This window comes from Streptomyces sp. NPDC034085, assembly GCF_055575555.1.
In genome coordinates, this window is record NZ_JBVISL010000007.1 from 277,760 (window position 1) to 292,380 (window position 14,621).

11 protein-coding genes are annotated in these 14,621 nt (G+C 73.5%); 5 read left to right on the forward strand and 6 right to left on the reverse strand.

All coding sequences use genetic code 11. The annotated features are described in order from the left end of the window. Positions 1-63: 63 nt before the first annotated feature. A complete protein-coding gene (locus ACZ501_RS24485; RefSeq protein ID WP_361598827.1) occupies positions 64-2,256 on the forward strand; it encodes a restriction endonuclease in 2,193 nt (730 codons plus the stop codon). A 12-nt stretch (positions 2,257-2,268) separates the two neighbouring features. Here the strand turns inward: ACZ501_RS24485 and ACZ501_RS24490 are convergent, their stop codons facing one another. Together ACZ501_RS24490 and ACZ501_RS24495 are read right to left on the reverse strand one after the other, a co-directional pair. Continuing rightward, positions 2,269-3,351 carry a CobW family GTP-binding protein gene (locus ACZ501_RS24490; protein WP_468798050.1) on the reverse strand — a complete coding sequence of 361 codons (1,083 nt, stop codon included), beginning with the start codon at positions 3,349-3,351 and terminating at the stop codon, positions 2,269-2,271. Between the two features lie 14 nt (positions 3,352-3,365). Further along, positions 3,366-4,517 (reverse strand): citrate synthase, encoded by a 1,152-nt coding sequence (locus tag ACZ501_RS24495; protein ID WP_468798053.1) that lies wholly within the window; start codon positions 4,515-4,517, stop codon positions 3,366-3,368. A 70-nt stretch (positions 4,518-4,587) separates the two neighbouring features. Here ACZ501_RS24495 and ACZ501_RS24500 point away from each other — a divergent pair, with 70 nt between their 5' ends. The 3 genes from ACZ501_RS24500 (at position 4,588) to ACZ501_RS24510 (ending at position 8,354) form a co-directional block, all read left to right on the forward strand. Next, on the forward strand, positions 4,588-5,901 hold the full coding sequence (locus ACZ501_RS24500; protein WP_468798056.1) for a citrate synthase: 1,314 nt from the start codon (positions 4,588-4,590) through the stop codon (positions 5,899-5,901). A 141-nt stretch (positions 5,902-6,042) separates the two neighbouring features. Continuing rightward, on the forward strand, positions 6,043-7,659 hold the full coding sequence (locus ACZ501_RS24505) for a sensor histidine kinase (RefSeq protein ID WP_468798059.1): 1,617 nt from the start codon (positions 6,043-6,045) through the stop codon (positions 7,657-7,659). After that, entirely contained in the window at positions 7,656-8,354 is a 699-nt protein-coding gene (locus ACZ501_RS24510) for a response regulator (protein ID WP_361598811.1), read from the forward strand. The genes ACZ501_RS24505 and ACZ501_RS24510 overlap by 4 nt, the downstream gene beginning before the upstream one ends. A 22-nt stretch (positions 8,355-8,376) precedes the next feature. Here the strand turns inward: ACZ501_RS24510 and ACZ501_RS24515 are convergent, their stop codons facing one another. From ACZ501_RS24515 to ACZ501_RS24525, 3 genes are all read right to left on the reverse strand, one after another. After that, positions 8,377-9,969, reverse strand: coding sequence for a solute symporter family protein (locus tag ACZ501_RS24515; RefSeq protein ID WP_361598808.1), 1,593 nt, complete (start codon positions 9,967-9,969; stop codon positions 8,377-8,379). Further along, entirely contained in the window at positions 9,966-10,526 is a 561-nt protein-coding gene (locus tag ACZ501_RS24520; RefSeq protein WP_361598805.1) for a DUF485 domain-containing protein, read from the reverse strand. Before ACZ501_RS24520 ends, ACZ501_RS24515 begins: the two co-directional genes overlap by 4 nt. Positions 10,527-10,734: 208 nt before the next feature. Further along, complete coding sequence (locus ACZ501_RS24525) at positions 10,735-12,855, reverse strand: DNA gyrase/topoisomerase IV subunit B (RefSeq protein ID WP_361598802.1); 2,121 nt, start codon at positions 12,853-12,855, stop codon at positions 10,735-10,737. Positions 12,856-13,301: 446 nt separating this feature from the next. Between ACZ501_RS24525 and ACZ501_RS24530 the strand changes: the two genes are divergently transcribed. Next, on the forward strand, positions 13,302-13,535 hold the full coding sequence (locus tag ACZ501_RS24530; RefSeq protein WP_361598799.1) for a DUF7455 domain-containing protein: 234 nt from the start codon (positions 13,302-13,304) through the stop codon (positions 13,533-13,535). Positions 13,536-13,735: 200 nt separating this feature from the next. Here ACZ501_RS24530 and ACZ501_RS24535 read toward each other — a convergent pair whose 3' ends face one another. Further along, positions 13,736-14,590, reverse strand: coding sequence for a serine protease (locus tag ACZ501_RS24535; RefSeq protein ID WP_361598796.1), 855 nt, complete (start codon positions 14,588-14,590; stop codon positions 13,736-13,738). Positions 14,591-14,621 lie beyond the last annotated feature (31 nt).

The following is a 14,621-nucleotide window of genomic DNA, read 5'->3' on the forward strand; positions in this document are numbered from 1 at the left end:
CGCCCGCCCCGTCCGCCGACTACTGTTTTCCCCGTACACGCGGGTGGGGGGAGTGCAGGGCTGATGAGTCGTCGGACCGGCGGGTTGATCGGGGTCTGGGCCGAGGCCCAGCGACAGCAGCAGCAGACGCAGCTGATCCAGACGCGTGAGGCGGAGCGCCGGCAGCGGGCGTACGCACGCGACGCGGCCCGGGACCGGCGCGAACAGCAGGCCGCCTACCGGCAGCACCGCGAGGCCGAGGCGCGCCGCCGGACCGAGCAGCTCGACGCGCAGGTGGCGGCCCTACAGGGGCTGCTGGCCGCGGGGTGCCGGGCGCCCGCCTTCCGGATGGCCGCCCTGGTACGGGACGAGCGGCTCCAGCCCTTCGACCCCGGCGGCCTCGCCCACCCCGTGCCCATGCCCCAGCTCGCGCAGTTCCACCAGCAGGACGGCGGCTGGGCCCTGGGCTCGCGCGGCCGGGCGGAACGGGAGGCCCACGACCGGTACACCCGGGCCTGGCAGGCCGCGCACGCCGCCGAGCAGGAACGGCTGCGGCAGCTGGCGGCGTACCGGCAGCAGTACGACCAGTGGGCGGCGGAGCAGCTCGCGGGGATCCGCCGGCACAACAGCGGCCTGACCGAGCTGGCGGGCGCGCTGCGCGCGGGCGATCCCGAGGCGGTCGTGGAGTACTTCTCGGCTGCCCTGTACGCCTCCTCCGCCTGGCCGGGGGAGCTGCCCCGCCAGGTGTCGGCGGCGTACGACCCGGCGGCGCGCCAGCTCGTACTGGACTGGGAGCTGCCCCGGTTCGAGGTGGTGCCGCAGACGAAGTCCGTGCGCTACATGCCGAGTACGGACCAGGACCGGGAGACGGCGCGGCCGGCCACGCAGCGCCGGGCGCTGTACCGGGACCTGCTCGCGCAGTGCCTGCTACTGGTGCTGCGCGAGCTGTACGCGGCGGACGAGTTCGGCGCCCTGGACTCCGTGGTCGTCAACGGGTTCGTGGACGACCACGATCCGGTGACGGGCCGGGAGGCGCAGCTCGTCCTGGCCACCGTTCAGGCGGCACGCACCGCCTTCGCCGGGCTGCGGCTGGAGCAGGTGAGCGCGGTGGACTGCCTGGTCGAGGGGTTGCGCGGGCAGTTGTCGGCGCGCCCCGACCAGCTGACGGCCGTCCGGGCCGGCCGCCGGCCGGGCGAGGTCGGCGGGGACGTCGTCAGCCACGGCGGTCACGACGGGGGCGAGGAGGACGAGCCGGACCTCTTCCAGATGGACCCGATCGCCTTCGAGAACCTGGTCGCCGAGCTCTTCCGGGCGATGGGCATGGAGGCGGTCACCACGCAGCGGTCCGGCGACGGCGGCGTGGACGTCGAGGCCGTGGACCCGGCGCCGATCCGGGGCGGGCGGATCGTGGTGCAGGTCAAGCGCTACCGCAACACCGTGCCGCCGACGGCGGTACGGGACCTGTACGGCACGGTGCAAGACAAGGGGGCGAACAAGGGGGTGCTGGTCACCACCGCCTCCTTCGGGCCGGGGTCCTACACCTTTGCCAACGGCAAGCCGCTGGAATTGGTTCCCGGGGCGGAACTGGTGGAGCTGCTGCACCGGTACGGGCTGCGGGGCCGCCTGGGCGGCTCCGTCCCGGCCCAGCGGACCGGCGGGCGCACCGCCTCGGCCGCCTCCGCGCCCACGTCCTCGGCCGCCCCCACGGTCGCCGCCCCCACGGTCGCCGCCTCCGCGTCCGCCGCCTCTCCGGACGCCACGCCCACCCTGGCCGAGGTGCCGCCCGTCCCCGCCGACCGCAACGTACTGGGCATGACCTGGGCGGGCGGGGTCGTGCTCGACGTGTGCGCGCTGGTCTGTGAGGGCGGCCGGGTGCTGAGCGAGGACCACTTCGTCTTCTTCAACAACCCGCGCACCCCGGACGGTTCGGTGCGTTCCCGGCCGCACTCCGCCCCCGACCGGGCGGCCGTCGAGGTCGGCTTCGACGCCCTGCCGCAGCGCGCCGACCGCCTGGTGCTGGTCGCCGCGGTCGACCCCGAGGCGAATCCGGACGCCGACCTGGCCGGATTCACCGACGCCCGGATCCGGTTGCTGGACGCCTCGGGCGCCGAGATCGACCGGCTGGAGGTCTCCGACGGCCGGGCCGGCGAGACGGCCCTGGTCCTCGGTTCCTTCCGGCGCCGGCCGAACGGCGACTGGAAGTTCGTCATCGGCGGCAAGGGCTACCGGGGCGGCCTCGCCGACCTGCTGCGCGAATACGGCGTAGAGGTCGCCTGAGGCCCGCCCGGCTCAGGGCTCCTGCGGGAACGGGTCGCAGGGCGCGGGCGGTTCCGGCTGGGGGACGTAGCGCAGGACCGCCCACATGCTCTCGGGCCGGGCGTCCTGCGGGGCCGGCTCGCGGCAGTCGGCCAGCTCGCGCAGCAGGGCCGGGGCGTCGATGCCGGAGCCGATCAGGACGAGCTGCGTGCGGCGGCGCTCCCCCCGCCCCCAGGGGCCGGGGCCGAAGCGCAGGAAGCGGCCGACCGCGTGGACCTCGTACCGTTCCTCGTGGCCCGGCACGCCGAACCACACGAAGCCCTTGATCCGGTAGAGGCCGGCCGGGCGGCGGTCGAGGAAGTCGATGAGCCGCCGCGGCGACAGCGCCTGGTCGGAGGTGAACTCGACGCTCTCGTAGCGGGTGTGGGCGTGCCCGGCGTGGTCGTCGTCCCCCGGACGGGCCTCGGCGAGCAGGTCCTCGAAGGACAGCTGGCCCCGCGTCTCGGTCCAGGGGCGGCGGTCGAAGAGCAGTTCCGGGTCGATCCGCCCGTGGTCGGCGCCGACCAGGGGTGTCCCCGGGGCGCAGAGCGCGGCGATCTCCGCCTCGATGCGGGCGCGTTCGGCGGAGTCCACCCGGTCGGTCTTGTTGAGCACCACCAGGTCGGCGACGGCCAGGTGCCGGTCGGTCTCGGGGTGCGCGGCCCGCGTCCGGTCGAACTCGGCCGCGTCGACGACCTGTACCAGGCCGCCGTAGCGGATGGCCGGGTTCTCGTTGGCCATCAGCATCCGGACCATCTCCTGGGGCTCGGCGAGCCCGCTGGCCTCGATGACGATCACGTCGATGCGGTGGACGGGGGCGGCCAGCTTGTCCAGGTACGCGTCCAGCTCGCTGCCGTCGACCGCGCAGCACAGGCAGCCCCCGCCGAGGGAGACCATCGAGTCGCCGACCTGTCCGGCCACCGACATCGCGTCGATCTCGATCGATCCGAAGTCGTTGACGACGACCCCGATCCGGGTGCCGCCGCGGTTGCCGAGGAGGTGGTTGAGCAGGGTGGTCTTGCCGGAGCCGAGGAATCCGGCGAGGACCACGACGGGAATGGGCTGGACACTGTTCACCCGGACGATCGTAGTCAGCCCAGGACGGGTACCGGCTGCGGCGGCGTCGGTCCGGTGTAGCGCGCGGCCGGGCGGATGATCTTGGAGTCGGCGGCCTGCTCCAGGACGTTGGCGCTCCAGCCCACCACCCGGGCCGCACAGAAGGTCGGGGTGAACATCCCGCGCGGCAGTCCGCACAGTTCCATGACCACGCCCGCGTAGAACTCCACGTTGGTGTGCAGCTCGCGGCCCGGCTTGAGCTCGGCGAGGATCTCCTCCACCTGCCGCTCGACCTCGACGGCGAAGTCCACGAGCGGCCCGCCGAACCGCCGGGCGATGTCCCGCAGCATCCGCGAGCGCGGATCCTCGGTGCGGTAGACCGGGTGCCCGAACCCCATGATCCGGTCCCCGGCCAGGACCCGCTCCCGGATCCACGGCCCGATCCGCTCCACGGTGCCGATGGCGTCGAGGGTGTCCAGGGCACGGCTGGGGGCCCCGCCGTGCAGCGGGCCGGAGAGCGCGCCGACCGCCCCGGTGAGGCAGGCGGCCACGTCGGCGCCGGTGGAGGCGATGACGCGGGCGGTGAAGGTGGAGGCGTTGAAGCCGTGGTCGACGGTGGAGATCAGGTACTGCTCGACGGCACGGGCCCGAGCGGGGTCGGGCTCGCTGCCGGTCAGCATCCACAGGTAGTTGGCGGCGTACGGGAGGTCGTCGCGCGGCTCGACCGGCTCCAGACCCTGGCCCAGCCGGTGCAGGGCGGTGAGCAGGGTGGGTACGGCGGCGCAGGCGGCGAGCGCGTCGGCGGCCCGGCGCTCGGAGGTGAGGTCGTAGACCGGGCGGAAGCCGGCACTGGCGCCTAGCAGCGACAGCGCGGTGCGCAGCCCGGCGAGCGGCCCGGAGGGGGCGGTGGCGCGGGCGAGGGCGGGCAGGGCGTCCCGGACCTCGGCCGGAAGGTGGCGCAGCGCGGCGGTCTCGGCGGTGAAGGCGGCCCGCTCGGCGCCGTCCGCGGGGAGCGTCCCGCGGAACAGCAGGTGCCACACGTCCTCGAAGGTGCGGCTCGCGGCGAGCTCGACGGCCGAGTACTGGCGGTAGTGGTAGAAGCCCTCGCGGCCCCGGACGTCACCGAGCCGGGTGTCGGTGACCACGACTCCCGCGAGACCGCGGGGTACTTCGACGGTGGTGTTCATGCGGGGACCATCCACCATTGACCGGATCGATGTCAATGTTGATTCAATCAATATATATAGGGTGGGTGTCATGAGTGATCTGGCCGGGGAGCGGCCCTCCGACACCAGCGCCGGGAGACGGCTCACCACCCGGGAAGCGGCGCAGCTCCTCGGGGTGAAGCCCGCGACCGTGTACGCCTACGTCAGCCGCGGCCAGCTCGGCAGCCGCCGCGATGCGGCCGGCCGGGGCAGCACCTTCGACGCGCGCGAGGTGGAGGCCCTGGCGCGGCGCAGCCGGCGCGAGGCCGCCGGCCCCGCCGGGGAACTCGCCGTGCGTACCGCGCTCACCCTCATCGAGGCCGACCGGTACTTCTACCGGGGCGTCGACGCGGTGGAGCTGGCCTCCCGGTACGCCTACGAGGAGGTCGCCGAGTGGCTCTGGACGGGCAGCCTGCCGCACGGGGCCCGGTTCGCCGCTCCCCCCGAGGCCCTCGCCGCCGCCCGGCGGGCGGTGGCCGCGCTGCCCGACCACGGCGGGCCCCTCGACCGGCTCCGGGTCGCGGTCGCCGCCGCGGCGGTGGTGGACCCGCTGCGCTTCGACCTGTCCGAGGAGGCGGTCCTCGGCTCCGCGCGCTGCCTGATCCCGACGCTGGTCGGTGCCCTGCCCGAGGCGGCCCCGGCCTCCGTCCCGGCCTCCGCTCCGGCCTCCGCTCCGGCCTCCGTCCCGGGCGACGGTGACGGCGACCGCGACGGCGACGGACGGCTCGCCCGGGCGCTGTGGCCCCGCCTGACCGGGCGGGAGCCGGACCCGGCGGCCGTGGACGCCCTGGACCTGGCCCTGGCCCTGCTGGTCGACCACGACCTGGCCGCCTCCACCCTGGCGGTACGCGTCGCCGCCTCGGCGCGGGCCCATCCGTACGCGGCGGTCTCGGCCGGGCTCGGCGTGCTGGAGGGCCCCCTGCACGGTGCGGCCGGGCGGCTCGCGCACCGGATGCTGGTGGAGGTGCTGGAGCGGGGCGGCGCCGCGCCGGTGGTGGCGGAGCACCTGCGCGCGGGGCGCCGGGTCCCCGGGCTCGGCCACCGGCTGTACCGGGGGGAGGATCCGAGGGCGCGGGCGCTGTTCGGGAGGCTGGAGGCGCTCCCGCAGGCCGCCGCGGCGCTCGGCGCGGCGCGGGACGTGGCCGCGGTGACGGCCCGGCACGGGCTGCACGCCAACGTCGACCTGGCGCTGGCGGTGCTCACGGTGTCCTGCGGGATGACCGCCGAGGCCGGGGAGACGGTCTTCGCGGTGGCCCGGACGGCGGGCTGGATCGCGCACGCGCTGGAGGAGTACCGGGAGCGCCCCCTGCGCATGCGCCCGAGCGGCCACTACACGGGCCCCCGCCCTCCCCGCCCGCTGCCCTGACGGGCGGGTCAGGGCCCGGGGCCGCGCCACCGCTCCTCGATGGCCCGGGCGCAGGCGAAGTGCTCCGCGGGCCCTGGGGGTGGGCCTTCTCATAGACCGGAGAAATTCCGCTTCGGTCCCGGCCGCCCTACGGTGCTGGACATGCGGTTCCTCCCCACGAGCGCTCGGCGCCTCGGGCTGCCCCGACGGGCCGTCTCGCAGATCCTGCTCACCCAGCTGGCCATCGCGGCGGGGGTCGCCGTGCTGGCCACCGGCCTCTTCCTGGCGCCCCTGAGCGGCCAGCTGGACGACCAGGCGATGCGGCGGGCCCTCGCGATCGCCCAGAGCGCGGCGGCGGACCCGTCCCTGGCCGCCGGCCTCCTGCGGTCGGGGCCGACGCCGGACAGCCCCGTCCAGTCGGCTGCCGAGCGGATCCGCCGGGCGACCGGGGCCGAGTACGTGGTCGTCGTCGACCTCGACGGCATACGCCGCTCCCACCCGAGCGCCGAAAGGATCGGGCGGCCGGTCTCCACCGACCCGGGTGACGCACTCGCCGGCCACGAGGTGATGGAGATCGACGAGGGCACCCTGGGCCGCTCCGCCCGCGGCAAGGTCCCCCTGGTCGCCGCCGACGGGGAGATCGTCGGCGCCGTCTCGGTCGGCATCGCCTACGACAGCGTGCGCGACCGGCTACTCGGCGCCATCCCCGGGCTGCTCGCCTACGCGGGCGGCGCCCTCGCGGCCGGGGCGCTCGCCGCCTGGCTCCTCTCCCGCCGGATCCACCGGCAGACCCGCGACCTGGCCTTCTCCGATATCGCGGGCCTCCTCGCGGAGCGCGAGGCGATGCTCCACTCCATCCGCGAGGGCGTGATCGCCCTCGACCGGAATGACCGGGTGCGGCTCGTCAACGACGAGGCCGTCCGGCTGCTGGGCCTCGCCCCGGCCGGCGCGGGCACCCTCGCGGGGCGGCCCCTGGACGAGGTCCTCGGCGCGGGCCGCACCACCGACGTCCTCACCGGGCGCGTCACGGGGCGCGACCTGCTCACCGTCCAGGGCCCGCGGGTGCTGGTCGCCAACCGGGCCCCCACCGCGGACGGCGGAGCCGTCGCCACCCTGCGCGACCGCACCGAGGTGGAGCACCTGAGCCGCGAGCTGGACTCCACCAAGGGGCTGATCGACGCCCTGCGCGCCCAGGACCACGAGCACGCCAACCGCCTCCACACCCTCCTCGGCCTCCTCGAACTGGGCCTGCACGAGGAAGCCACGGCCTTCGTCACCGAGGTCGTCGGCGTCCACCGCACCACCGCCGAGCAGGTCACGGAGAAGGTCCACGACCCGCTGGTGGCGGCCCTCCTGGTGGGCAAGGCCACTGTCGCCGCCGAACGCGGCGTCGCGCTGCGCCTCGCCCCGCCCACCCTCCTGCCCGACCGTCTCGTGGACCCGGGCGGTCTCGTCACGATCCTCGGCAACCTCGTCGACAACGCCCTGGACGCGGCGGCCGGCTCGGCCGCGCCCCTGGTCGAGGTCGACATCCGCGCGCAGGGGCGCACCGCCGTCCTGCGGGTGCGCGACAGCGGACCCGGGATCCCCGCCGGGCGGAGCGAGGAGATCTTCACCGAGGGCTGGTCGACCAAGCAGCCCGCGGCCCACCGCGAGCGAGGGCTGGGCCTGGCCCTCGTACGCCGCCTCGCGGAGCGGCAGGGCGGCAGCGCCCGGGCCGGTGCAGCAGAGGACGGAGGGGCGGAGTTCTCCGTCGTACTCCCGGAGGCCCTGCGATGAACGAGACCCCGATGCACGTATTGGTCGTCGACGACGACATGCGTGTTGCCAGGATCAACGCGGCGTACGTGGCGAAGGTTCCCGGTTTCCAGGTCGTCGGCGAAGTCCACTCGGCGGCCGCGGCCCTGGACTTCCTCACCACCCGCCCGGTGGACCTCGTCCTCCTCGACCACTACCTCCCGGACGGCAACGGCCTGGACCTGGTCCGCCGCCTGCGCCAGCTGGGCCGGCACACCGACGTGATCATGGTCACCGCCGCCCGGGACCTGGCCACCGTCCAGGCGGCCATGCGGCTCGGCGCCCTCCAGTACCTGGTCAAACCGTTCACCTTCGCCGGTCTGCGCGCCAAGCTGGAGGCCTACGCCTCCCTGCGCCGCTCCCTCTCCGGCGGCGGCGAGGCCGAACAGGCCGAGGTCGACCGCATCTTCGGCGCCCTCGCCGCGGCCGGAACCCCGAACGAGCTGCCCAAGGGCCACTCCCCCACCACCGCCGAACTGGTCCGCCGGGTGCTGCGCGCGGCCGAAGGCCCCCTGTCCACCCAGCAGATCGCCGACCGCGCCGGAATCAGCCGCCAGACCGCCCAGCGCTACCTGAAGCTCCTGGACCGGGCGGGGCGCGTCACGCTCGCCCTGCGCTACGGGGAGACCGGCCGCCCGGAACACCGCTACGCCTGGCGCCCCCCGGACGGCGGCTGAACGGCCCGCCGTCCACCCGGGCTCACACCGCGCCGGCCCCCGTCAGGGAGCGGACCTCCGTCTCGGCGTGCTTGCGCTCGTCCGGCTCCTCGGCGGAGGTGACCGTACCCAGCCAGCCCGCCAGGAAGCCGAGCGGGATCGAGACGATCCCCGGGTTCTGCAACGGGAAGTACTGGAAGTCCACGCCGGGGAAGAGCGCTTCGGGACTCCCGGAGACCACGGGAGACAGGACGACCAGCAGCACCGCCGGGAGCAGCCCCCCGTACACGGACCACACCGCCCCCCGCGTCGTGAAGCCCCGCCAGAACAGCGAGTACAGCAGCACCGGCAGGTTGGCCGAGGCCGCCACGGCGAAGGCGAGCCCCACCAGGAAGGCCACGTTCAGGTCCTGGGCGAGCAGCCCGAGGGCGATGGCCACCGCCCCGATGCCCACGGCCGCGGCCCGGGCCACCGCCACCTCGCTGCGCTGACGGGCGTGGCGGCGCTTGAGGGAGGCGTACAGGTCGTGCGCGACGGAGGCCGACGAGGCCAGGGTGATCCCGGCGACCACGGCGAGGATGGTGGCGAAGGCGATGGCGGCCACCACGGCGAACAGCACCGCGCCGCCGGTGGACTCGGCGCCCCCGCCGAGGAAGGCCGCCAGCAGCGGTACGGCCGTGTTCCCCGAGGCGTTCGAGGCCCGCACTTCGTCGGGCCCGACCAGCGCGGCCGCGCCGAAGCCGAGGACGACGGTCATCAGGTAGAAGCCCCCGATCAGCGCGATCGCCCACACCACCGACCGGCGGGCCGCCCGTGCGGTCGGCACGGTGTAGAAGCGCGACAGGATGTGGGGCAGGCCCGCGGTGCCGAGGACCAGCGCGAGGCCGAGGCTCATGAAGTCGGCCCGGGCGGTCCAGCCCCCGCCGTACTTGAGGCCTGGGCCCAGGAAACGGGTCCCGTGCCCGCTGCGCTCGGCGGCGCCGGTGAGGAGCTGGTCGAGGTTCCCGTGGAAGCGGAGGAGGACGAGCACGGTCAGGGTGACGGCCCCGCCCATCAGCAGCACCGCTTTGACGATCTGGATCCAGGTGGTGGCCCGCATCCCGCCGAAGGTCACGTAGACCACCATCAGCGCGCCCACCCCGACCACGGTCAGGGTCCGGGCGGCGGGGCCCGAGTCCGCGAGCAGCAGCCCCACCAGGCTGCCCGCCCCGACCATCTGCGCGACCAGGTAGAGCACGGAGACGACCACCGAGGAGGTCCCGGCGGCGATCCGGACGGGCCGTTCGCTCATCCGGGCGGCCACCACGTCGGCGAGGGTGAACCGCCCGCAGTTGCGCACCAGTTCGGCGACCAGGAACAGGACCACCAGCCAGGCGACGAGGAAGCCGACCGAGTAGAGCAGGCCGTCGTAGCCGAAGAGGGCGATCAGCCCGGAGATCCCCAGGAAGGAGGCGGCGGACATGTAGTCGCCGGCGATGGCGAAACCGTTCTCCATGGGGGAGAAGAGCCGCCCGCCGGCGTAGAACTCCTCGGCCGAGCCGTGCCGGTTGCGGCTGACCCAGGTCGTGATGCCGAGGGTGACCGCGATGAAGGCGCTGAAGAGGATCAGCGCGAGCGTCTGGTGCTCGTGGGTCACGCCCCCTCCCCCCGGACCGTGCGCGGACGCTGCCGGCCGGGCTCCTGCCCGCCCTGGTGCACCCGCTCCTGCTCGCGTTCCTGCGCCCGCTCCTGCTCGCGTTCCTGCTCGAAGACCGTCCAGCGCAGGTCGAGCGCGGCACGGTCCCGGCGCAGCCGCGCGTGCCGGGCGTACGCCCAGGTCAGCAGGAAGGTGCTGAGGAACTGTCCGAGGCCCGCCAGCAGGGCCACGTTGACCGCTCCGGCCACGGGGCGGGCCATGAACCCGGGCGCCGCGGTGGCGGCGGCCACGTAGGCGACGTACCAGAGGAAGAAGCCGGCGGTCGCGGGGACGACGAACCGCCGGTAGCGCCCGCGGACCTCCTGGAAGGCGGCGCTGCGCTGCACTTCGAGGTAGATGTCGGATGCGCGGGGCGCCGGCCGGCCTCCGGGGGACGAGGGGGCCGGGACCGGGTCCGCGCCCTCCCCCTCACCTTCGCCCCAGCCCACGGCCAGTGCGTCGTACCAGGGGTCGTCCAGCCGGATCGTTCCGGCATCACGGCCTTCGTGCTTGTCCACCGAACTCTCCTTGTCCGCTGCCGCATTGGCCGCGTGCCCACAAGGATGTGCCGGATGGTCGGTTTCCGGACTGATGTCCCGGTGCTCTTCACCCCTTCAGGTGATGGAGCACGGGGTACCGGTGTGCCGGGGCACCGTTTCCGGGCGTCCCGTACCGGCGGGTCCGGGCGCGCGGTACCGGCCGCCCCGGCCGGTACCGCCCCCCGGATCAGGCGTCGATGCGCGAGCGGTCCAGGGTCGCCGCGGAGCCGGTGATGAACTCCTTGCGCGGGGCCACCTCGTTGCCCATGAGCAGATCGAAGACCTGCTCGGCGGAGTCCAGGTCGCCGATGTTGATCCGCCGCAGGGTGCGGTGGCGCGGGTCCATGGTGGTCTCCGCCAGCTGGTCCGCGTCCATCTCGCCGAGGCCCTTGTAGCGCTGGATGGCGTCCTTGTACCGGATGTTCTTGCGCTGGTACTCCAGCAGGGTCTGGCGCAGCTCGTTGTCCGAATACGTGTAGACGTACTTGTCCTGGCCCTTCTTCGGCTGGACCAGCTCGATCCGGTGGAGCGGCGGCACGGCCGCGAAGACCCGGCCGGCCTCCACCATCGGGCGCATGTACCGCTGGAAGAGCGTGAGCAGCAGGCAGCGGATGTGGGCGCCGTCGACGTCGGCGTCGACGAGCAGGACGATCTTCCCGTAGCGGGCGGCGTCGATGTCGAAGGTACGGCCCGAGCCGGCTCCTATGACCTGGATGATCGCGCCGCACTCGGCGTTCTTCAGCATGTCCGAGACCGAGGACTTCTGGACGTTGAGGATCTTGCCCCGGATCGGCAGCAGCGCCTGGAACTCGGAGTTCCGCGCGAGCTTGGCCGTACCGAGCGCGGAGTCGCCCTCGACGATGAAGAGCTCGCTGCGGTCCACGTCGTCGCTGCGGCAGTCGGCCAGCTTGGCCGGCAGCGAGGAGGACTCCAGCGCGGTCTTGCGGCGCTGCGCCTCCTTGTGCTGCCGGGCCGCGATGCGGGTCCGGGCGGCCGCGACGATCTTCTCCATCACGGCGCGGGCCTGCTGCTTGTCGTCGCGCTTGGTGGAGGTCAGGAAGGCCTTGAGCTCCTTGGCGACGACGGCGGCCACGATCCGGGTGGCCGCGGAGGTGCCGAGGACCTCCTTGGTCTGGCCCTCGAACTGCGGCTCGGCGAGGCGGACGGTGACGACCGCCGTCATTCCCTCCATCGCGTCGTCCTTGACCACGTCGTCCTCGGCGACGCGCAGGAGCTTCGCCGAGCGCAGCACCTCGTTCACGGTCTTGGTGACCGAACGCTCGAAGCCGGAGACGTGGGTGCCGCCCTTGGGGGTGGCGATGATGTTCACGAAGGACTTGACGCTGCTCTCGTACCCCGTGCCCCAGCGCAGGGCGATGTCCACGCCCAGCTCGCGGGTGACCTCGGTGGGGGTCATGTGGCCGCGGTCGTCGAGGACCGGGACGGTCTCCTTGAAGGTGCCCGTGCCGGTCAGGCGCAGCACGTCGCAGACGGCCTTGTCCTGGGCGAGGTAGTCGCAGAACTCGCTGATGCCCCCGTCGAAGCGGAAGGTCTCCTCGGTCTTGCCGGCGCCGTCGATGCCCCGCTCGTCACGGACGACGATGGTCAGGCCCGGGACGAGGAAGGCGGTCTGGCGGGCGCGCTGGTAGAGGTTCTCCAGGGAGAGCCGGGCGTCCTTGAGGAAGATCTGGCGGTCGGCCCAGTAGCGGATCCGGGTGCCGGTCTTGCCCTTGGCGATGCGCTTGACCTTGCGCAGCCCGCTCGACGGGTCGAAGGGGCTGTCGGGCCCCTGCTCGGTGAACATTCCGGGCACGCCGCGGCGGAAGCTGACGGCGTGCGTGGAGCTGCCGCGGTCCACCTCGACGTCCAGGCGGGCGGAGAGGGCGTTGACGACCGAGGCGCCGACGCCGTGCAGACCGCCGGAGGCGGCGTAGGATCCCCCGCCGAACTTGCCGCCGGCGTGCAGCTTGGTCATGACGACCTCGACGCCGGACAGGCCGGTCTTGGGCTCGACGTCGACCGGGATGCCGCGGCCGTTGTCGCGGACCTCGACCGAGGCGTCCTCGTGGAGGATCACCTCGATGTGGTCGCAGTAGCCGCCCAGGGCCTCGTCGACGGAATTGTCGATGATCTCCCAGAGGCAGTGCATCAGGCCCCGGCTGTCGGTGGAGCCGATATACATGCCGGGGCGCTTGCGAACGGCCTCGAGGCCTTCGAGGACGAGCAGGTGCCGCGCGGTGTAGTTGGAACCGTCCCGGTCTGCTCCGGACAGCAGCGCGCTGGAAGGCACGGACGTGTCGGCGGTCACGCAGTTCGCTCCTCGCTGAATTTCTTTTCTGGCCCGGTAGGGCGCAGGGGTGGCTGGGTCGCCGGTCGAAGGGTACCGAGGCCTGGTAGAGCGGATGCAACGCCACCCTCGCGGCTTCCTCAGCGTAGTGCAGATCCGCACGGATGTTCGATCCCCCGTGGGGGTGAAGCAAACATCACGTTCCCTTCGACGCATGAACCATTTAGGGTTCGGGCACGTCCTCATGAACACCGGCACTCACGCCGGCGAGGACGAGAACTGCTACAAGCGAACGACTGACAACGCGAAACCGTAAAGCAACGCAATACGGCTCCTTCGCCGCCAACCGGCAGCAGCCGGCCAGCTTCGGAAGGAAGTTTCGAGGAAAAGCCGCGAGCGGGAACGTTTTCGGCCTGGTTGGATGTTGACCCTGGTACGACAGCTCGTCGAGCTAGAGAAGAGGCGACGTGACTACTGTTCTGACACCCGCGACCCCGCTGACGGCCGCTGACCGATGCGACCGTTGCGGCGCCCAGGCATATCTGCGCGTCGTCCTCCTGAGCGGTGGTGAACTGCTCTTCTGCGCCCACCACGGGCGCAAGTTCGAGCCGGAACTCAAGAAGATCGCCGCGGAGATACAGGATGAGACCGAGCGGCTCACGTCCGCTCCGGCCGCCGGCGCGGCCGACGAGGACCGCTGACACAAGGCCTGCACCTCGCATCCGACGAGCCAGGACCGGCAAGGCCGGTCGACGGGCGGCATCTCTGAGACCCAGGGACGCCGCCCGTCCTCATGTCCGAGGCACTTCCCGCTCCAGCGCCCCGCCCCCTTCCGGCCCCCGCACCCCTCGCAGGGCCGTACGGGGCACCTGGAGCCCCTCCGGGCGCCCCGCCCACCCCTTTAGACCCCGCCCGGCTCCCCGCCCGTCTCGGAGCCGCTCACGAACCCGACCAACGGGGCGATCCGGGTGTACACCCCCGGGCTGTCGGCCCGCCCGCAGCCGCGGCCCCAGGACACCACCCCGATGAGCCGCCCCTTGGCCACGAGCGGTCCGCCGCTGTCGCCCTGGCAGGCGTCCTTCCCACCCGTGCCGTCGCCCGCGCACACCATGGATTCCTGGCGGTACTGTCCGTCGGCGTCCCCGGGGTACGCGCGGCGGCAGACGTCGTCCGCCAGCACCGTGACCTGCGCCGCCCGGAGCCCGTACGCGTAGTCGCCGAAGCCGCTGGTGTCGCCCCACCCGTAGACCGCCGCCTCGGTGCCCGCCGCGTAGGCCGTGTGGCCGGCCGCCGCCATCGGGAGCACGTGGTCGGCCGGCACCGTTTCGGCCAGCTCCAGTACGGCGAGGTCCCCGGCGTTGGTCTCGGGGTCGTAGGCCGGGTTCACCCGGGCCGCGCGCACCGCGATCTCGCGGCCGTCGGGCGCGCGGAGCTCCGTACGCCCGGTGATCACGCGGAAGTCGGGGACCGATTCGACCGGCCCACCCAGGACCTGCCGGCCGAGGCAGTGGGCCGCCGTCACCACCGTGCTCGGTCCGACGACGACCCCGCCGCAGAACTGGCCGTCCCTGGTACCCCCGAACCGGTCACGACTGGCGAGGGCCACGACCCAGGGACTGTCGGCGACCTTGACCGGCTTCCCGCCTATGACGACGCTGTCCGCGGCTGCCGTGGGCGCCTGGGCGAGCGGCGCCGCGGCCGCTCCCGCCACCAGGGTCAGAGCGCCCGCCAGGGCTCGGGCGAAGGGACGACTCATGAGGCCTCCTGACTCTGAGTGTGCTCGATTA